18 protein-coding genes are annotated in these 19,836 nt (G+C 57.2%); 6 read left to right on the top strand and 12 right to left on the bottom strand.

The features are described 5' to 3' along the window. Positions 1–336: 336 nt before the first annotated feature. Positions 337–1,665: a 30S ribosomal protein S12 methylthiotransferase RimO gene (gene rimO / locus DWB63_RS13705; protein ID WP_128329414.1), complete on the bottom strand. Its 1,329-nt coding sequence runs from the start codon at positions 1,663–1,665 to the stop codon at positions 337–339. A 103-nt stretch (positions 1,666–1,768) separates the two neighbouring features. On the opposite strand from rimO, the gene DWB63_RS13700 reads away from it, so the two are divergent. Then, positions 1,769–3,250: an ATP-binding protein gene (locus tag DWB63_RS13700; protein WP_241648852.1), complete on the top strand. Its 1,482-nt coding sequence runs from the start codon at positions 1,769–1,771 to the stop codon at positions 3,248–3,250. A gap of 44 nt (positions 3,251–3,294) precedes the next feature. Beyond that, positions 3,295–3,903, top strand: a complete 609-nt coding sequence (gene rdgB / locus DWB63_RS13695; protein WP_128329413.1) for an RdgB/HAM1 family non-canonical purine NTP pyrophosphatase — start codon at positions 3,295–3,297, stop codon at positions 3,901–3,903. 67 nt (positions 3,904–3,970) lie between these two features. Here rdgB and DWB63_RS13690 read toward each other — a convergent pair whose 3' ends face one another. The 3 genes from DWB63_RS13690 to DWB63_RS13680 form a co-directional block, all read right to left on the bottom strand. Next, positions 3,971–4,849: a carbohydrate kinase gene (locus DWB63_RS13690; protein WP_128329412.1), complete on the bottom strand. Its 879-nt coding sequence runs from the start codon at positions 4,847–4,849 to the stop codon at positions 3,971–3,973. 2 nt (positions 4,850–4,851) lie between these two features. After that, the gene (locus DWB63_RS13685) at positions 4,852–6,201 is read right to left on the bottom strand and encodes a tetratricopeptide repeat protein (RefSeq protein WP_128329411.1); all 1,350 of its coding nucleotides are present in this window, start codon (positions 6,199–6,201) and stop codon (positions 4,852–4,854) included. 128 nt (positions 6,202–6,329) lie between these two features. Further along, positions 6,330–7,955 carry a flagellar hook-basal body complex protein gene (locus DWB63_RS13680; protein WP_128329410.1) on the bottom strand — a complete coding sequence of 542 codons (1,626 nt, stop codon included), beginning with the start codon at positions 7,953–7,955 and terminating at the stop codon, positions 6,330–6,332. A 319-nt stretch (positions 7,956–8,274) separates the two neighbouring features. On the opposite strand from DWB63_RS13680, the gene DWB63_RS13675 reads away from it, so the two are divergent. Next, positions 8,275–8,889, top strand: coding sequence for an OmpH family outer membrane protein (locus DWB63_RS13675; RefSeq protein ID WP_128329409.1), 615 nt, complete (start codon positions 8,275–8,277; stop codon positions 8,887–8,889). An 89-nt stretch (positions 8,890–8,978) separates the two neighbouring features. On the opposite strand, the gene DWB63_RS13670 is transcribed toward DWB63_RS13675, so the two are convergent. Both DWB63_RS13670 and DWB63_RS13665 read right to left on the bottom strand, forming a co-directional pair. After that, complete coding sequence (locus DWB63_RS13670) at positions 8,979–9,326, bottom strand: Hpt domain-containing protein (RefSeq protein WP_164879897.1); 348 nt, start codon at positions 9,324–9,326, stop codon at positions 8,979–8,981. Between the two features lie 31 nt (positions 9,327–9,357). After that, positions 9,358–10,689, bottom strand: a complete 1,332-nt coding sequence (locus DWB63_RS13665) for a hypothetical protein (protein WP_128329407.1) — start codon at positions 10,687–10,689, stop codon at positions 9,358–9,360. A gap of 306 nt (positions 10,690–10,995) precedes the next feature. On the opposite strand from DWB63_RS13665, the gene DWB63_RS13660 reads away from it, so the two are divergent. Then, positions 10,996–11,490, top strand: coding sequence for a 3D domain-containing protein (locus DWB63_RS13660; RefSeq protein ID WP_128329406.1), 495 nt, complete (start codon positions 10,996–10,998; stop codon positions 11,488–11,490). A 150-nt stretch (positions 11,491–11,640) separates the two neighbouring features. Here the strand turns inward: DWB63_RS13660 and DWB63_RS13655 are convergent, their stop codons facing one another. Beyond that, positions 11,641–12,813: an NAD(P)/FAD-dependent oxidoreductase gene (locus DWB63_RS13655; RefSeq protein ID WP_128329405.1), complete on the bottom strand. Its 1,173-nt coding sequence runs from the start codon at positions 12,811–12,813 to the stop codon at positions 11,641–11,643. Between the two features lie 122 nt (positions 12,814–12,935). Here DWB63_RS13655 and DWB63_RS13650 point away from each other — a divergent pair, with 122 nt between their 5' ends. Beyond that, positions 12,936–13,523, top strand: coding sequence for a DJ-1/PfpI family protein (locus tag DWB63_RS13650; RefSeq protein WP_128329404.1), 588 nt, complete (start codon positions 12,936–12,938; stop codon positions 13,521–13,523). Between the two features lie 305 nt (positions 13,524–13,828). Then, positions 13,829–14,596: an exodeoxyribonuclease III gene (locus DWB63_RS13645; protein ID WP_128329403.1), complete on the top strand. Its 768-nt coding sequence runs from the start codon at positions 13,829–13,831 to the stop codon at positions 14,594–14,596. Between the two features lie 68 nt (positions 14,597–14,664). Here the strand turns inward: DWB63_RS13645 and DWB63_RS13640 are convergent, their stop codons facing one another. The 5 genes from DWB63_RS13640 to DWB63_RS13620 form a co-directional block, all read right to left on the bottom strand. Beyond that, entirely contained in the window at positions 14,665–15,984 is a 1,320-nt protein-coding gene (locus DWB63_RS13640) for a tetratricopeptide repeat protein (protein ID WP_128329402.1), read from the bottom strand. A gap of 236 nt (positions 15,985–16,220) precedes the next feature. Further along, a complete protein-coding gene (gene thpR / locus DWB63_RS13635; RefSeq protein ID WP_128329401.1) occupies positions 16,221–16,802 on the bottom strand; it encodes an RNA 2',3'-cyclic phosphodiesterase in 582 nt (193 codons plus the stop codon). 6 nt (positions 16,803–16,808) lie between these two features. Beyond that, on the bottom strand, positions 16,809–16,988 hold the full coding sequence (locus DWB63_RS13630; RefSeq protein ID WP_128329400.1) for a hypothetical protein: 180 nt from the start codon (positions 16,986–16,988) through the stop codon (positions 16,809–16,811). Between the two features lie 97 nt (positions 16,989–17,085). Next, positions 17,086–18,405 (bottom strand): malic enzyme-like NAD(P)-binding protein, encoded by a 1,320-nt coding sequence (locus DWB63_RS13625; protein WP_128329399.1) that lies wholly within the window; start codon positions 18,403–18,405, stop codon positions 17,086–17,088. A 359-nt stretch (positions 18,406–18,764) separates the two neighbouring features. Continuing rightward, positions 18,765–19,790 carry a TAXI family TRAP transporter solute-binding subunit gene (locus DWB63_RS13620; protein WP_241648851.1) on the bottom strand — a complete coding sequence of 342 codons (1,026 nt, stop codon included), beginning with the start codon at positions 19,788–19,790 and terminating at the stop codon, positions 18,765–18,767. Positions 19,791–19,836: the final 46 nt, after the last annotated feature.

Genomic DNA, 19,836 nt, shown 5'->3' with positions numbered 1-19,836 from the left:
AGGCAGGGAGCCACCCCGAATCGATCAGCTTCTTGCCGCCGATCACCGGGCGGCCAAAATCCAAAGCCGCATTTTTTTGGTTCTTTTTTGGGGCGGCTCAGCCAAAAAAGAACCCCGCCGGGAGGGCTGAAAAAAAACATGGAGGAGCGATGAGCGACGGCTCTTCTTCAGACTTGCTGCAAGGGGAACACGCACACATCCGCGAAAAAGGACATGGAATGCCTTTGGTGCGGCACGCACCAAACAATGCCTCTCGCGCCAAAGGCGCGCATCCCAAAACAAGAAGCCGCCCCCTGGGCGGCCTTCCTTATTTCTTAAAAAAAAGCGTTCATAGGCCTACACAAGACCTGAAAGGTCATACGTGTCGGCCTTGTCAATCTCCACCTCTACGATGGTCCCCAACTCAAGCGGGGTGTCGGGCGGAGCGCTGACATACGTCACCCCATCCACATCCGGGGCCTGGAACCATGCCCGACCGATATACAGACCGGGCCATTCGTCGGACGGCTGCTCTATGAGCACCGGCAGGGTCTCGCCCACATAGCCGGACAGGATGTCCGCACTGATGCCTGCCTGGAGTTCCATGAGGGAGTCGCGCCGGGCGATCTTGATCTCGTCCGGTATCTGGTTGTCCATGGCCGCGGCCGGGGTGCCTTCCTCGGGCCAGTAGGGGAACACGCCGAGGTGGTGGAAACGGGTCTGTTCCACGAAATCCATGAGCGCTTGGAACTGTGCATCGGTTTCGCCGGGATAGCCCACGATGAACGTGGTGCGCAGGGCGGCTTCCGGGAAGAAGGAGCGTACCCGGTCCACGACCTTTTTGGGGTCGCGGGCGAACGGTCGGCCCATGGCCGAAAGCACGTCCGGGTGGGCATGCTGGAGCGGGATGTCGAAATAGGGCAGAAAGGGTGGACCTGTTTCCTTGAGCAACGAGAGCAGAGGCTCGGTCAGCCCGGCAGGATAGAGGTACATGATACGCAGCCACTGCAGCGTGGAGAGGGAAGAAAGTCCCTTGACAAGTGTGGCCAGATCCTGGTCCTGGCTCAGGTCCGATCCATAGGCCGTGGAATCCTGCCCAACCACGATGATCTCGGCGACCTGGTCGGCGAGCAATCGGGCCTCGTTGATCAGGAAGTCCACGGACCAGCTCTTGTGCGGTCCGCGGATGGACGGGATGGTGCAGAACCGGCAATTGTGGGAGCATCCCTCGGACACCTTGAGGTAGGCGTAGGAGGGACCTGTGGACAGACTTCGGGGCGTGCCGCCAGGGACGTTCACGGCCAGGGCCTTGGCGGCCATGGCGGGCCAAAGCCCGATTTCCTCGGTGTTCAGCCACAGATCCACTTCGGGCAGGCCCTCTTTGAGATCCTGACCGTATCGTGAAACCAGACATCCGGCCACGCAGATCAGCGGCTTTTTACCCGTATCTTCGAGTGCTTCGGCGGCATCTCGAACGGCGTCCAAGATGGTGGAAATGGATTCTTCCGTGGCGGGCTGGATGAAACCGCAGGTATTGATGAGCACGAGATCAGCCTCGGCTACCTCTTCCACCGGGACCATGGCGGAGCCGAGCGCACCCAGAAGCCGTTCGGTATCCACGCGGTTTTTTGGGCACCCCAGGCTGATGGTGTGTGTTCTTATGCTATTGAGAGCCGGTTGGGACATTTTCATTTCCTTTGATAAGCTCGTCCAAATGCGATATTATTCTTGCGGTGTCAAATGCCATAATGGCCGGAACAGTGTGCACAGGTAAGGTAAGGAGGTCAAATTGATTGACGGATCGTATGTTGACAGCAAGCGATATGTCATCGGTGTTATCGGCGACATCCCTGCCTTGCTGACCTTTTGGCAGATGTTCAAGGATCAGTCGAACGATGAGACCTTGAAGGAAATCGGTGTGGTGGCCGCCTCCCTGCCGGGCGAGTCCGTTCTGCCCGGGGCGGATGATGCCGGGCGGACTATTCCCACCTATGCCGGTTACAAGGCCATGCTCGACAACCACCCCGAGATCAACATGGTCATCGAGGCCACGGGCAGGCCGGGGCTGGTGCATGAACTGCGCAACTACCTGCCGCCGTCCATCACGCTGGTGGAGCGCGGTGCAGCCAATTTCTTCATCAACCTGCTGACCTCCGGCAACATGTGGGTGGCCTGCAAGCTCGACCTGCTGCACACTCAGAACATGCTCAAGACCATCGTAGACCAGATGGATCAGGAAATACTCTTCCTGAATCTGCAAGGGGAGGTGGTGGGCATGAATCAGACCGTTCTCGACAGGACAGGACAATCCAAGAAGGCGCTTCTTGGCAAACATTATTGCGACATTTTCAATCCGGCCCCGGAGGGGGAGTGCGAGCAATGGGACGACCCGTTTGAAAAGAGCATGTCCACCAAGGCGCATGCCGAGGCAACGACCAGTGCCGTGGGAGAGGACGGCCGGGTTCAGTATTATCGTATTTATACCACTCCTATCGTGGATGAGGACGGCGTGATCAGCAACGTGGTGGCCATCCGGCGGGATATTACCCAACGCCGGAGCATGGAGAACAGATTGCAGCAGGCCGAAAAGCTCGCGTCCATCGGCGAGTTGTCCACATATATGGCCCATGAAATACGCAACCCGCTCTTTTCCATCAGCGGCTTTGCCAATTCCCTGATGCGCAGTCAGGGGGTGGATGACAAGGCGAGGGAAAAATTGGGCATCATTCTGGACGAATCCAGACGGCTGGACCAGATTCTCAAGAGCCTGTTGAATTTCACCCGTCCCACCGAGGCCGAGGTGGCCGAGGTGGACCTGAACGAGTTGGTGCTTGCCACCATGGATATCATGCGGCTTCCGTGCTCGAACCAGAAGGTGGTGCAGCATGTCAGTCTTGACGAGTCCATGGCCAAGGTCCGGGCCAACCCCGATCTGATCAAGCAGTGTCTGATCAATCTGGTGAAGAATGCACTTGAGGCCATGGAGGGGGGCGGCAGGCTTCTCGTCACCACCTCCATGAATAAGGATAAGGCCCTGTTGGCCGTCGAAGATACGGGCGTAGGCATTCCTCTGGATATCCGCGACAAGATTTTCAGTCCGTTTTTTTCCACCAAGGACAAAGGCGCCGGATTGGGACTGGCCCAGATTCACAAGATCGTGGGCGAGCTTGGCGGCCACGTGGACCTGATGTCCGTGGAAGGGGTCGGGACCAAGGTGACATTGTTTCTGCCGCCCTTATTGGCGGTTGAAGAAATCGGCAACTCCGAGTAGCCTCATCCCCCTGAAGTCAAACCAGCTCAGGGGGATTTTTTCATATGGATACCATCGTATTGGCGACCAACAACAAGGGCAAGATCAGGGAACTCTCCGTCATGTTGGAGCCATTCGGTCTGCAGGTGAAGAGTCTGGCCGAATTTCCGGAGATCGGCGACATACCCGAGACCGGCGACACCTTTCTGGAAAACGCCTTTATCAAGGCGCGGGCCGTGTCCAAGATAACCGGACTGGTGGCCGTTGCCGATGATTCGGGGATAGAGATCGACGCATTGGGCGGCCGTCCCGGGGTGTACTCTGCCCGCTATGCGGGCGAGGCGTGCGACGATCATGCCAACAACGAGAAGATGCTGGCCGAGATGCAGGATGTTCCGGACGGGAAACGCACAGGGCGGTACCGCTGCGTCATGGCCGCCAGCGCACCCAACGGCACTGAGATCAATACGGACGGCGCCTACGAGATTTTGGTGGGCCGCGGGTACAAGGGCAAGGGCGGTTTCGGCTACGACGTTATCGTCATCGACCCTGAGTTGGGCTGCCATGTGGCCGAGCTGGACTCCGAAGTGAAGAACAGGCGTTCCCATCGCGGTAAAGCCATGCACAAGCTGCTTGCGCAATGGCCGGATTTTTGGCGGAAGGTGCAGGCGTAAGGACTTTCGGCTTCGAAGATGCTCCGAACTGTATTCGGTATGCATATCCGCCCCCTGTCCGGGGCGTCTATTCCATCATCAGGGTTTCGGGCATGGTCGGCATGGCTCCGGCTTGGCCGCACACGTGCGCAGCCACTGCGGCGGCGCGGCGGTTGATGGCTTCCAGGGGCCAGCCGAGCAGGAGTCCGAGCACCAGGGCTGCGGTAAAGGAGTCCCCTGCGCCGATGGTGTCCTTCACCTCGACGGGGTGACCCGGCAGGTCGGACATGTCGTCGGGAGACAGGAGCAGGCTGCCCCTGTGGCCCCGAGTGAGGACGGCCAGCTTGAGGCCGTGTTTTTTCATGAGCGCATTGAGGGCGGCCCTGTCGTTCCGGGGCAGGGAAAACATGGCTGTCACCGTGGCCAGTTCGTCTTCGTTGATCTTGAGTACGTCGGCCAGGTCCAGGGAGCTGGTGATGATTTCGGAGGTGAAGAAGTTTTGCCGCAGGTTGATGTCATAGACCTTGAGCGCATTGGGTGCGGCATGGAGAAACTGGTGCACGGCTTGTCTGGACACCGCTGAGCGCTGGGCCAGGGAGCCGAAGCAAACGGCGTCCGCTTTGGCAGCCAGGGTCAGGGCCGCCTCATCCAAGGTCAGGAAATCCCAGGCCACATTGTCGGGAAAGGCATAGGTGGCCACGCCATCGGCATCAATGCTGGCATTTACTGTGCCGGTGGGGTGTGCCCGGTCCAGGGACACGGCGTCAACGTTCAGGCCGTAGTCGACCAGCAGGGAAAGGGCCTCCCGGCCCAAGTCGTCGTCACCCACTCGGGAGACCGGCACTCCGACCCCGCCCAACGCATTGATGTGATAAGCAAAATTTGCTGGAGCACCGCCAAGGAGGCGTGTGTCAGGCAGCACGTCCCAGAGGATCTCACCCAATCCGACTGCAAGAAATTGCGGCATGGCTAGCCTGCCTTTTGCACAATGGTCTTGAGCCGTTCCTCGGCCCTGCCGCGCAGGTCGCTGTCGGATGCGGCGATTCGCTCCAGGAGCGCGAGCATGTTTTCCAGTGCTGAGTCCATGAGCGGATGGTCGGGGCCCAGGGCGGCTTCGTAGACGGAGAAGCCCTGCTCAAAGGTCTTGAAGGCCTCTTCATCTCGGCCTGAAGACTCCAGGAACAGGGCCAGGTTGCACAATGCCTGGGCCGTTTCCGGGTGTTCTGAACCGAAAATCTGTTCACGGATACCGAGGCTTTTTCGGAAATGCGCTTCGGCAACGGGGCGGTTCCCCAACCTGTCGTGCAGCAGGGCCACGACGTTGTGGCTGGATGCCGTCTCCGGGTGGGCTTCGCCGAACAGATCGGTATTGATGGACAGGCTCCTTGCGGCCATGTCCAGGGCTTCCTTGGGGCGGTTCAGGGCTTCCAGCAAAAGGGCCAGATTGTTCAGGCAGGAAGCCGTGGCCGGATGTTCGCCGTCCTGCACCGTTTCGAGGATCGCGAGGCACTGCCGGAAGGTCTGTTCGGCTTGGTCCAGGCGCCCCATGGACTGGCGGACCATGGCCAGGCTGTTGAGTATGGACCCCATGACCGGGTTGTTTTCGGTAAAGATTTCCTGCTGCAATTCAAAGCAGGCGGCAAAGGCGGCCTCGGCTCGGGCAAGGTCTCCGGCAGCCCAATGGACCGTGGCCAGCCCCTCAAGGTCGTTGACGATGTCGGGATGCTGACCGCCCTTGACGGCCACGTCCGTTGCCATGGCCGCTTCGAGGAGGGCGATGGCTTCCGTGTGTCGTTGCTGAAAGTACAGTGAAAAACCGGCCTGATGCATGACGCGGTTGGCAGCTGCGGTGTTGACTCCCAATTCGGCCACGAGGTCTCGGCAGGCCAGGACGTGCGGCATGAGCCAGTTGACCACGGGCCAGTTTTGCGGCTCGGCATCGGGCAGGATCAGGTTGAGTCCGTAGATGGCTCGACAGGCCCATTCCCTGGATTGTTCTTCGTCAAAGGAGGCGCGCAGGGCGTCTCTGGCATCGGTGCGCAGGGCAAACACCTGATTGTCCGCATCAACGTCGATGAGGTCGCGTTCCACCAGAGGATCGATGATGGCCGTGGCCGCGAAGAATGCGGCGGCTGGGTTGATCAGGGCCGGGTTGTGCGGTGTGCCGTCCATGGACAGGGCAAAGTCGTAGGGCAGGGACGATTCAGCCAGCATGGAGGCCATGAACAGGGCTTCGGCACCGCCCAGCGCCTCTCTTTCAACTTCTTTGACGGCGGCCAGTATTGATTCGGGACTGCGTTGTTCGCTTTGATCTGTCACAGGGGGAACTCCTTGATTGGCGGACACGCGTATCACTATCCGGTTTACAGTGGGAATTCAAGAAGCGACACGGAAAAGGGTGCTGCCCGGAAAACCGGACAGCACCCTTGTACATTTTTTGCCAGCGGCTAGCGTTTGATGGAAATGAGCGTGTTCAGGAGCGTGTCGGACGTGGTGATGACCTTGGTGTTGGCCTGATACCCTCGTTGGGTGACGATCATGTCTGCGAACTCCTGGGCCATGTCCACATTGCTGTTTTCCAGGGTGTTCTGGGAGATGGTGCCGCGTCCCCGGTCTTCGGCAACGCCTTCGATGGCAGCGCCGGAAGCCTTGGTTTCCACGAAATTGGTCTGGCCGTCGCGGCGCAGTCCCCATGGGCTGTTGAACCGGTATACGCCCACCTTGTACATTTCTTCGGTTTGCCCGTTGGTGAAGTGCCCGCTGAGGATGCCTTCGCGGTCAACGCTCAAATAATCCAGATATCCCCAGGAGTAACCGTCCTGGATATGGTACAGGGTTGCGGACGGGGAATCGTAGTTGGTGGTGACGCGCGCGTCCCGGTTCATGGAATCAAGCGCCACCAGGTTGCCCACGTTGGTACCGACATTCGCGGCTGTCCCGGCGCCGGAACCAACCCAGGACCCGGTGTCGGAGTTGATGCCGAAATCATAGGAGATGGTTCTGGTCGTGCCCACGGCACCTCCGTTGCTGCCGAAGGTGTAGGTTATCTGCGGCAATCCGTCCGCGTTGAAAGTGGCTGGAACCCAGGAATTCAGACTGGTTCCGCCCGCAGCGCTGGTCCCTGTCGGGTCAAGGGCATAGGCTGCCTGTCCGACGAGATGCCCCTGGCTGTCAAAGGTCAGAACCCCCACTCCGGCAAGCCCCGCCGCCGATGTCCCGAAGGCGCTGGAGCCGTCCGAATCTGCTGGCAAGGCGATAAGGTACTCCCAATAGCTGTATCCTGGAACCGCGTTGGAAAGATCATTGGAGGTGACCGGATCGAAATAGATGGTCATGTCATGGCTGTTGCCGTCTTCATCGTAAACGGAAATGCTCGTGGAATATTCCGGCAGTGAGCTCCCGAAAGGTGTGGAGGCGTTGCTCTGATTGGCGTTGTATGCTTCGAGCATGGCGAAGAGCGGACTGGAGGAGTTGGTGAACAGGTCGGCCGCTGTGTGGTCGAGGTTGGTGACCACCTCCACCGAGGATGTCGCAAACGGATCGGACCGGATCAGACGGGTTGTTTGGCCGTCGACAGCCACCTCCTCGTAGGGAAGCTGGATATCGGATACGGTCGTCGCCCAAACGTCGTTTTCGGCGTCATAGGCATAGCCTTGCAGCCGGTAGTCGTGGGCGTTTACAAGATACGCATCGTTGTTGAACCGGAACGCTCCGGCGCGGGTGTAGTGGGAAGCGCCGGCGATCGGACTGAGCGGATCGCTGATGCCGAAAAAACCTTCGCCCGTGATGGCAAGGTCCGTGACCGTGTTGGTGGTTTCCAGGCCGCCTTCGGTGAAGATCGTTCGTATCTGGGAAATGCCCACACCTTTGCCGATCTGGCTCACAAAGTGGGCGCCGGAATCCGATTGGGAACTGCCTGTGGCGAGCTGTTGGCTGATGAGGTCGCCGAACAGGATGTCCGCCCGCTTGAAGCCAACCGTGCTGACATTGGCAAGGTTGTTGGCGACTACCTGCATGCTCGCGTTGTGGGCAACCACGCCTGTGGCTCCAACGTACATACTGCTGAAACTCATACTTCCTCCGATCCGGTTCAAACCGGACTTGCGGAAACCACCGGGAGACCCATTCCCGGAAAAAAGTTCCCGACTCCTTCTCTAAGGAAATATAAAGCAAAGGTTATGCCAACAATAAAATCTTAATATTCCGAATGGTCATGATACTCTTTGCCTCGGCAGATGATGCCCATCCGGCAAAAGGGAACACCGGGAGCGGCCCGAAGGTCGGGAAAAGTGTTGCCTGATCTTTCCCTTGCAAGGAACCGGGAGCGCGCGTACTCTTGCCCGACTTTGAAATCAGAGTGACACCAACCGAAAACAACGGAGCTATAGAATTATGAAACGGATCTTTCCCCTGCTTTGCATCGCCGTGCTGACCCTGGCCCTGACGGCTTGTAACCAGGAACCTTCGGTCAAGATCGGCATCGTGGACGAAGCTGCCGCCTTCAAGGATAACAAGGTCGCTACCGAGGCCATGGCCTACCTCCAGGAGTTGGGCAAGCCCCTCCAGGCAAAGGCTGAGAGCGCCTACAAGGCCATGCAGGAGAACCAGACCGAGGAAACCGTGGCCGCTTACAAATTGGCCATGGGCGAATTGCAGAGCACCATGAACGCCGAGCAACAGCGTGTCGTGGCCATGGTTGACGCCAAGTTCAGCGAAGTGCTGGCAACGTACCGCGAGGAAAAGGGGCTGACCCTCATCCTGAGCAAGCAGTCCGTTATCTCGGCCAGTGAAGCCGTGGACATCACCAGCGACATCGTGGTCGCCATGAACGCCCTTTCCCTGGATTTCACCAAGCCCGCCGCGGTGCAGGCCGAGGAAGTCAAACCCGAAGCTGAAGCTGAAAAGGCCGCAGCCACAGAGCCTGAAGCTGAAAAGGCTACAGTTGCGGAACCTGAAGCCGAAAAAGCTCCAGCCGCCGAATCTGCTGAAGAAAAAGCTGCCGAATAAGCGCTTCTGAACTGAACACAAGAAAAGGCCTGTCCATGCATGGACAGGCCTTTTCTCATATATGTCTATATAAAAGATATGAGCTGAATTCAGTTTTCGTCCAGGAATTGCTTCATGCAGTCGCTCGCCTGTTTGAAGCGCGCCTTGAACTCGGCGAGCCTGTCCCGTACCGAGGACAGTTTCCCGTTCCTGGCGGCATATTCCATTTCCAAGGCCATGTCGGACAGGGAGCTGGCGTGGACCACCCCGGACATGCCCTTGAGGGAATGGGCCAGCTTGGAAACACTTTCTGCATCGGCCGCACCGAGGGCCTCGCTGAAGGAGGCCATGCGTTTGGGGCCGTCTTCCAGGAAGGCAGCAACCAGTTCCCTGGCCAATTCTTCATCGTTGGCCAAACTCATCATGAACTGCTGAACGTCAAACACGTTCTTTCTCATAACCACACCCTTAATGGAAGAGTAACTGGTTTTATTTAGCATCTGAGTTCGATTTAGCAAAGGTGTTATTGGACGCAATAGGTGGAAGCGTTTGTCGGGAACCGTCGTCGCAGGAACAGATGCCTCCGGCCAGGCGGTTCCATCGGCCCTCTGAAAAGGTCAGGAGCACTTCCTGTACCGTCCGGTACGCGCAGTTGTACAGACAGTATCGCACGGGCTGGTCTTTGAAGGAATCTGACACCTTGCGTGCATAGGAATAATGCGCCCTCACCCATACATCAGAAGAAGGGTCTGTCGAAACGATGCGACCGTACGCGTCTTCCACGCCCAGGCCGCCCCGTTGCGGAGCTGTTATCACCGTGGGGCGTCGGATGAGTGTGGGGTTCTGTCGGTGCAGGAAGGACATTTTGGTGTTTCCGCAAAAGAGCGCGCCGCAGTGGCGGTCTCCGTATTGGTATACGAGCCCTCCGCCCGGCTCGGTAAGGGCTGAAGTCGCTTCGTGCATGGTCCGGGCATTGACGGAGTCGTATTTCCGACCGAGAGCGGAAACCTCAATGCCGTTGAGGCATTTGAAGGGGTGCTTGGGAATCAGCTTGTCCTCCCATTGGTCTGTCCGCCTGAAAAAACGTATCCGGTGGTTGTCCCTGACCCGCAATGCCTCGATCATGATGACCATGGCCAGGCCTCTTGCCGCGGTCCTGCATCCTTTGTGATGTTTGACCTTCAGGGTATTTCCCGCACGAAACAGCAGCCGGCCGCAGAGCAGGGCCAAATCTGCCGGTCCGCCGCCGGAGACGAAGTGTGTCCCAACATCCCGGAGGAGCGAGGAAAGAGTTCCGCTCCAGTTTTCGGCCGTGTGGTCGGTCAGGATTTTCAGGACCGCGCCAATGGCTTGGGTTGGGAGAAGGGGAAGAGGCGTTTGTTCAGGCAGTTTTCCGACACAGCAGGAACTGGCCAATATGGCGAGCATGGCGCATCCGACCAGTTCTTTTTCCAGGGGGTCGGACGGAAATCTTTGCAGGACAGGCGGCAGGGCCTTCGGGACCGGTCGGCCACACAAAGCAAACCAGGCCGGCCAGTCGCCGTTGAAACCGCGAGCGGTCTCGGCAACGTTCCTGAGGCTTTCCGGCAGCCAGTATTCCCCTGTCGGGTAGCCGACGTCCATGAGATCGACAATGCCGCCAAGCCGTTCTGGACACGCAAACGTGCACACTGCGGCCCGCAATTTGCCCACTTGCCTCTCCCGAAGCATTTCGGGCAGGAATCCGGATATGGTGCCGCCGTCTATGAGATAACTTCCCCGTTTGCTCTTCAGCAGATATGCGTCGCCCTGGCGTACGGGAAGGGCCCTGAATTGTGTCAACCTATTCTAATCCCTTTATTGTTTCGAGCTACAGGGAAAGTTAGGCCATACTATATCGAAGGTGTCAATCTATATCGTTATAATTATTTTTGCGATATTTCCCTTCACTCGCAAGGGGCTGATATTTTTCGTTTCTATGTTCTGTTTCCCGGTAGGTGCTGCAGGCGGTCTTTGTTTTATGTCTTTAAAAACAAGCAGTTATTGTTGAGAGGTCCGAAGTTTGCACGAGCCAAATTACACGTTGACAAGGTCAAAACAGCCCATTATATGCCACAAACCAAAAATCAAAAAGGGAGCAATCCACTGATGAAAGTATTCTTCAACTACACTCTAACCCCGGTCCTGTGCGCGGCTATCGTGATCATGGCTGTGGTCGTAGTTGTCAAACAACAGAAGATAGACGACCTCACCCATCGGCTTCAGCTGGTGCAAAAGACTTCCGAGGCTCGCAAGAACTTCGTGGAAGAGGCCCGCCTTCTCCAGAAGGCCAAGAATATGTCACCCGTTCGCACGGTAACGGTGACAGCATATAATCCGTCCACTGACCAATGTGACGATGATCCGCTCATAGCCGCCTCCATGCGCAAGGTCCGATCCGGCACCATCGCCGTTTCCCGAGACCTCTTCGACCAGGGCTGGGTATTCGGCCGCAAGGTGCGCATCGAGGGGTACGGCATTTTCGAGATCAACGACCTCATGAACAAGCGCTTCACCCAGCGCATCGACATCTTCATGTGGGACGAATCCCAAGCCAGGGAATTCGGCAGGAAAAACATCAAGGCCGCCCTCCTCGAGATTTAGGGGGGTGAGCCAACAAGAAAGGCCCCGCTTGCGGGGCCTTTCTTGTTGGTACTTTGTGGCACTGGTGTCGAACTGGGATGGGACACCTTCAAGCGGGAATCGCCGTCAAGCGTCCGGGGGCTGTTGCTTCATGGCGGAGCAGAAGGGGCGTTATGCTAGGCCGTGACCACAGGCCGCGCCGGAGGCGAAGGCCCAATGGAGATTGAAGCCTCCGAGGTGGCCGGTGACATCCAGGGACTCGCCGGTGACGAACAGGCCTGGTACATTCCTGCACTCCATGGTCTTGGAGGAGATCTGATCCGTGTCCACGCCGCCTACGCAGACCTCGGCCTTGGCGTAGCCTTCGGTCCCGGCAGGGGTGACGGTGAACCGGTGGATGCGGTTTTCCAGGATTTCCATCTGCTGTCTGGATAGTTGGCTGACCACGGTGTCGGCCATGGCCTGTTCAAGGATCAGGCCGGGCAGCCGTTTGGGCAGGATGCGGGCCAGCAGGTTGCGCAACTGCGCATTGGACCCTCTGTTTTCCTCCACGACATCATGGATTGACTGGCCCGGCAGAAAGTCGATGACCACGGGGCGGTTCTCCCGCCAATAGGAGGATACCTGCAGGATGGCCGGGCCGGAAATGCCCTTGTGGGTGAAGAGCAGGGGGTCGGTGAAGCGCATGCCGCCGGTCTCCACGGTGACGGGCAGGGCATTGCCCGCCATTTCCACGCACATGGGCTGCTGTTTTTTGGGGAACACCAGCGGGACCAGTCCCGGATGCGGTGTGACGAGCTTCAGCCCGAACTGTTTTGCCAGCCTGAAGCCGAGGTCCGTTGCCCCCACCTGGGGCCAGGACGGGCCACCAAGGGCCAGGACCAGCTTTCCGCAGCTCAGGCTTTCTCCAGCCGTGTCCACGCTGAAGGACCCTGCTCCCGAGACCTTCCTGATTTCGCGGTTCAAGAGTATGTCCACGCCCAATCTGTTGCATCGTTCAAGCAACGCTCCCGCCACCTTGCCCGCACCCTGGTCGGTGAAGAGCTGACCGTGTTCGCGCTCTTCATACGTGATGCCGTGTTCGGCCAGGAAACCGATCACGTCCCATGGAGAGAGGCGAGCCAGCGCGGATTTCACGAAATGGGGATTGTGGCAGATATAGTTGGCGGGCGTGACGTGCAGGTTGGTAAAGTTGCACTTGCCCCCGCCGGACACGCGCACCTTGCGCGCCGCCTTGGGGCCGTGGTCTATCACCGCGACCTTGAGACCCTGTCCGGCTGCGACCATGGCGCACCAAAGGCCCGAGGCCCCGGCTCCGAGGATGATGACGTCATGTGTTTCCATGGGCCGGTTCTACGGCAGACCGGTGCACAGTGCAAGCGGCGTGAATCGTCACACAACCGTGTTGACAAAACCCATGCTCCGGCCCACATTTGAATATCAAACATCATGCCTAGGAGGATACAATGGCAGCAAGGAAAATTCTGCTTCTGGTCGGAGATTTCGTGGAAGACTACGAGGCCATGGTTCCCTTTCAGATGCTCCTGATGGTCGGCCATACGGTCCATTCGGTCTGTCCCGGTAAAAAAGCGGGCGAAACCGTGGCCACAGCCGTGCACGACTTCGAGGGGCATCAGACCTACTCGGAAAAACCCGGACATAATTTCCTGATCACCACCACCTTCGAGGAGATCAAGGCCGAGGATTACGACGCCCTGGTCATCCCCGGCGGCCGCGCCCCGGAATACCTTCGCCTCAACCCGGCGGTCATCGAGTGCGTGCAGCATTTCGCCAAGGCGAACAAGCCCATTGCGGCCATCTGCCACGGTCCGCAAATCCTGACCGCTGCCGATGTGATCAAGGGCAAGAAGTGCACCGCCTATCCTGCGGTCAAGCCGGATATCGATGCGGCCGGGGCCACCTGGTGCGAGGTCAATGCGACTGCTTCCAACGCCTGCGCTGACGGCAATATTGTCACTGCCCCGGCCTGGCCTGCCCATCCCGAGTGGATGCGTGCCTTTCTGAAAGTGCTCGGCTCCACCATCGAGCCATAGCCGGAGCCGGAAAAACGCACGGTCGTACCGCCGGCTTTAATGCGGCCCATGGATATCCGTGGGCCGCATCCACTTTTCATCTGCGAAAGATTCTGCTATGTGGTTTTGATCAATTGTTTTTTAAGCGGAGGATGCGAGTATGATGGGGTATTTTTGGTTTTTTCTGGGGTTGTTCCTGACCATCGGAGCTCTGGTGATGATCAAGGTCAGCTCCCCGACCGAAGGGTAGTTTTTTGCCGCTGAGGCGGTTTGAAAAGGGGGATCGGCTCAAACCGGTTCCCCCTTGTTTTTTTACGGAGAACGCGATGATCATCTATTCGTGGAACGTCAACGGCTATCGGGCTGTGCTCAAGAAGGATTTTCGCGACTGGCTGGACGGTTGCGGCGCAGATGTGGTCATGCTCCAGGAAACCAAGGTGCATCCGGACCAGATCGATGACGAAGACCGTGAACCGGATTCGTATTCCAATCACTACTGGAACTGGTCCAAGAAAAAGAAGGGCTATTCCGGGGTGGCCTGCTTTGCCAACCCCGAGCCCCTGGCCGTGTCCACGGGGCTGCCGGATCCGCTCTATCGGGACGAGGGCCGGGTGCTCCATCTCGAATACCCGGATTTTCACCTATTCAACATCTATTTCCCCAACGGCCAGATGTCGGACGAGCGTCTGGATTTCAAGATGGGCTTCTACGACTGCTTCCTGGCCCATGCAGAGGAACTGCGCAAATCCAAGCCCATTGTGGTGGGCGGCGATTTCAACACGGCCCACACCGAAATCGATCTCAAGAATCCCAAGGCCAACAGTGAACGGTCCGGCTTCCTGCCCGAGGAACGGGCCTGGATCGACAAGTTCATTGCCGCCGGATACGTGGACACCTTCCGCCTGTTCGAAGAAGGCCCGAACCATTACTCCTGGTGGTCCTACCGCTTCAACGCCCGCAAGAACAACGCGGGGTGGCGCATCGACTATTTCTTCGTGTCCGATGAACTGAAGGACAAGGTGGTCAGGGCCTGGATTGAGCCTGATGTTCTTGGTTCGGACCACTGCCCCATCGGCGTTGAGGTCGATATATAGGGAAAATCGACGGCCTTCACGGTTCGCCAGCCATTGGAAAGAACCTGACGGATGTGCTTTTCAGGATATCAATCCTTCCCACATCGCTTCAACTTCTCTTTCGCCTTCTTGTTGTCGGGTTGGATTTCCAGAACATGCTCCAGGAATGGCCGGGCAATATCCTTGTCCCCGTATCCCAGGTAGATTGAGCCGATGTTATAGGCGACACCTGCATTGTCCCTGTAAAAAACCGGATCAAGGTCAAAGGCCTTGTTGAAGCATCGCCGTACTTCATCCCGCTTTGCGCCGTCATGGTATGCGAGCGCCATGTTGTAATATAATGCAGGGTCCTTGGGGGTTATATCCAGAGCCTTCTTGTATACTTCGACAGCTTCTTTCCAGTTGCCCTTGTTTCTGTAGATTATTCCGAGTTTGTTAAACATGTGAATATCTAGCAGGGTGAAGTTCTTTTTTACTCTCATTGCCTTTTCAAGATACTCCTCGGCCAGATGAGGGATCTTGTCAGCGACAAGTGCAGATATTCTTTCGGCCATGTCGCCAAGGAAAAGGGAGAATTCTTGTGAGGCTTGCTTGAAACCCTTTTCGAGCAGAAGTGTGGCTTGAGCCGTGTCGTCTTTGCGAAGATGAATTTCGGCCATCTCAAGCTTTCTGTTGGGGTTGAATGGACTTATCCTGTCAACCTTCTGCAGCAACTCAAGAGCCTTGTTATCGTCAATGTGTTTGTGCAATGCGGCCAGTCGTTTGAGAGGTTCAGTGAAATATGGATTGATTTCATTGGCGTGTTCATATGCCTCTTGTGCTTTTAGCAAGTCCCCGTTGGCGAGAAGCGCATCCCCTTTCAGGCTGTAGGCCAGGCAGCTGTTCGGGTTGTTGACGATGAACGTCTCCACGGCTTCCAGGGCTTCTTCCGAACTGGCGGAGGCGATAAGGTCCCAGACATAGGATTTGAGGTGCTGCTCTTTGGATGTTGTCAGGCATAAAGTGAGCTTGCTGAAGATTGCATCGGCGGAGACCGGCTTGCTTATGACTGCCTTGGCACCAATTTCATAAAAATATGCAACCATATCCTTGGTTATGTCCGATCCGACAACAAGCATGCATGCCGTCGGATACAGTCGGCTTATGCGGAGAATCATGTCCGTGTTTTTTTCCCCTTCAATCTTTCGTTCAACAAGCACGATTGTCGGGGTCTTGTCTTTATGGAGTTCTTCCAAGATTTGTGTTGCTGCTTCAGGCTCAGAAAAGAAGTGGATAAGATCGTCGGGTACTTGTGTGTGGGCCCCGATCGCATAGCGCAAGGACCGGAACAGGGAGAGGTCATCCGTAATGCATACGATCTGTCCTTTTTGTTCCGAAAAGAAGTCCTGAAGAATATCATGTTTCAGCATATACGAGATTCCTTTAATTTCTTATAACTTGTAATGCGATTATCCTTCAAGCTTTTGTACAGTTGAATGACTTCAGTTTGTTCTGCCCGTTGTATAATCGTTTTGACCAAGAGAGCCAATCAATAGCAACTCCCTGTCATGTCGAAGCGCACTGCAGGGGCTGGGCTTCTGGGGGCGGTAGTTGTTTTGATAAGTGCCTCTCCACGCCATTTTTCTCAAGCATGTATGGCTCGCCTTCAGCGGTAACGTGTGTGGTTTATGCTGCCGGAGAGCGGGAATTCTGTAAGCGGGGTATGCACCGCTCCCGTGGGGGCAAGTTGGCTCCGCCACAGGATGAATCTATCCACAGTGAACTGTGGCCATGGGTTTTGGCTCGCTGCATCCAGAACCGTCTGCCAGTTTCCCGGACCCGGTTTTCTGACTCTTCCCAGGGTCAGGTGTGGGCGGAACCGCTTTTTTTCGCGGGGGATTCCGATGCCGCCCAGGGTGTCCTCCACGGCTGCGGCCAGGCCCGTGCATTCCTCGGCTCCTTGTTCAAGGCCGAGCCAGAGAATGCGCGCTTGTCTTGGGTTGGGAAAGGCTCCTGCGCTCCCGGCCTGCATGGTGAAGGCGGGAAATACGATGGCAGCCAGGGATTCAATGATGGCGGGAATCTGATCCGGTTCCGTGTCCCCCAGGAATTTCAGGGTCAGGTGCCATGTCTCGGGCCTGGACCAGTTCACGTTGGCATCGGTCAGGAGAGAAAGTCTTGATGTAAATGGTTTGAGATCTTTTCGGTAAGATTTCGGTAAGTTGATGCCGATGAACAGGCGCGGCATGGTTGTTTACCGTTCCAGCTTATCCAGGGCCTGGCCGAAGATGGAGATGTCGCCGAGTACGGCAGCCATGGCCGTCTGAAGGTCTTCGGGCAGGCCGTCGGCTGTGGCGATGGCCAGGAGTTGTTCCGGGTCGATGTTGTTCCGTTCGGCCAGTTCCATGATTTCTTGGCGGGTGGTTTCGTCCATGGCGTCAATATAGATGACAATGCCTTTCCAGGCAATGTGCGTAAAAAAAAGCCCTGCCTCGAATTCCGGGGCAGGGCTTTTTATGCAGTGCGAAGAACTAGATGTTGTAGCCGAAGGTATCCACCACGGCCTTGGTGCGGGCCTTGGAGGCCTTCATCCGGGCTTCGAGGTCCTTGGCGTACTGATCCAGGTCGAGCTTGATCTTGGCCACGCCGGTGTCCATGGCGGCCTTGGCCACGGCCGGTGCCAGCCAGGTCAGCACACGCGGGTCAAGCGGCTTGGGAATGATGTAGTCGATGCCGTACTCCAGGGTGTCCACTCCGTAGGCGTCGCAGATATCCTGGGCTACAGGCTCCTTGGCCAGTTTTGCCAGGGCTTCGGCAGCGGCGATCTTCATTTCCTCATTGATGGTGGTGGCGCGGGAATCGAGCGCACCCCGGAAGATGAAGGGGAAGCCGAGCACGTTGTTGACCTGGTTGGGGAAGTCGGAACGGCCCGTGCCCATGATGATGTCGGGGCGCACTTCCTTGACGTCCGGGTAGGGGATTTCGGGGTCGGGGTTGGCGCAGGCAAAGATGATGGCATTTTCGGCCATGGTCTTGACCATGTCCTGATTGATGGCGTCCTTGACGGAAAGTCCGAGGAACATGTCCGCACCGACCATGCAGTCGGCCAGGGAGCCTTTGTCTTCGGCCTGGGCATAGGCTTTTTTGAACTCGTTCAGTCCTTCACGACCGGCGTGGATCAGGCCGCGGGAGTCGAACATGAAGATGTTCTCGCGTTTGACGCCCATGTGGACATAGAGATTGGAGCAGGCAATGGCCGCCGCACCGGCGCCGGAGACCACGATCTTGATGTCTTCGATCTTCTTGCCGGAGATTTCCAGGGCATTGATGATGCCTGCCGCCGAGATGATGGCCGTGCCGTGCTGGTCATCGTGAAAGACCGGAATGCCCATCTCAGCCTTGAGGCGGGTCTCGATCTCGAAGCACTCGGGGGCCTTGATGTCTTCCAGGTTGATGCCGCCGAAGGTAGGTTCGAGCATCTTGCAGAAGGCCACCACTTCGTCGGGGGTCTTGGCGTTGATGTTCAGGTCGTAGACATCGATGTCGGAGAAAATCTTGAAGAGGACACCCTTGCCTTCCATGACCGGCTTGCCCGCTTCAGGGCCGATGTTGCCCAGACCGAGCACGGCGGTGCCGTTGGACACGACCGCCACCAGGTTGCCCTTGTTGGTGTATTCGTAGACGAGTTCCGTTTCGGCATGGATGGCGCGGCAAGCTTCGGCCACGCCCGGGCTGTACGCCATGGACAGGTGTTTCTGGTTGTCGCACGGCTTGATGGAGATGACCTCCAGCTTGCCCTTGCGTTTGTCGGAATGGTAGTCCAATGCCTCTTGTTTCGTGAACAGTGCCATGATTAGGCCTCCCTTGAATCTGTTGTACCCCAAACTGTTGAATGTCAGAAGGCAGGATCACTGCATTGACCGCTTCTGTGACCGGCAACCGTTCAACACTCTGGATTTGACCGCAATGTAGACTCCTTTGGTACGGGGGATTTTCAGTCTCAGTCAAGTAGTATTTGTCCTTGTGCGACAACACTTTGAGGGCAATCAAAGCGCCTGAAAGATACCGATTGTTTGAGCGTTCAATCAAATCAAAGGGTTGGATGCGCAATCCTGGATCTAAAAGAATATTCCAAGGGCGGAGCAGGTCGATGGAAGTCTTTGCGGGGCAACTTGCTGCAGTTCCTTTTACGGAAAACCCCGGGCCGTCTCTAGGGCAGCAGTATCGGCGGGATTGCTATCTCGTGGTCGGACCAGAACCGGACCGCGCCGGGGTGGAGCGGGATGGGCAGGTGCTGAATTCCGGTTTTCAGGGAGATGGACCGGGCTGCCCTGTGGGTGCGCTGCAGTTTTTTCAGGCCGTTGTCGGAGAAAATGGCCTTCAGGCTTTCGTAGACGGCGTTTTCGCTCAGATCTGAGCGCGCGCACCAGAGGGCCGAATCTTGGAAGGTAAATACGGGTTCTGTCTGGTGGGCATAGGTGTCCGCCGGAATGACGACCTCGGTGTAGAAGGGGTAGAGATTGTAGAAATCGGAGGCCACGGCGGCCGGGTGCAGGTCCATGATGGTGATCTCGGTGCGGCTGGCCGCTTCAATGATGGAGACGTTGGGATACCCCACCAGAACCCAGAATCCGTCCACTTTTCCGGCGATAAAATCGCCTGCTGCCCGGGAATAGCCCACGGTCTGCGGTTCGATGGAATGCCATAGGTTCAAGTGCCGGAAGAATCGCTCTGCGCTCAGGGCAGCGCCCGAACCTGGGTTGCCGATGGCTATGGTCATGCCTTTGAGGTCTTGAACGGATTCGATGTCCAGGTCTTTGCGGACCACGAGCTGTGCAGGTGCGCCGTATAGGTAGGCCAGTGCCCGGGTCTGATCATACCGTTTCGGGTCTCCGGGCAGACTGCCCCTGCGTCCCAGAAAGGCGTCACCGGCATAGACGATGCCCATGTCCGTCATGGATTCGTCGAGTTCTGCCAGGTTTTCAAAGGAACCGCCGGATATTTTGGTTATGATATTCAGCCATTCGACTTCGTCGGAAATAATGTTTGCCATTTTGTTGGCGAAATAATTGAAGGTTCCGCCCATGGGGCCGCCGTTGAAGGACAGGGCAAGGTTTTTCGGAGGCGGGGACGGTTTCGGAGTTTGAGTCTCCGGGGGCGGTTCGGAAGAGCAGCCCGGCATGAGGAGCAGCCACAGGGCGCTCAAAAGGATCAGGGGCGTGCGCAAGAGGGGCATCGGTCCTCCGTCAGTAGGTATTCAGGAATATTCACCATGAAATATG

It is taken from the genome of Pseudodesulfovibrio sp. S3 (assembly GCF_004025585.1).
Lineage (GTDB): Bacteria > Desulfobacterota > Desulfovibrionia > Desulfovibrionales > Desulfovibrionaceae > Pseudodesulfovibrio.
This window is presented reverse-complemented; position numbering and strand designations above follow the sequence as displayed.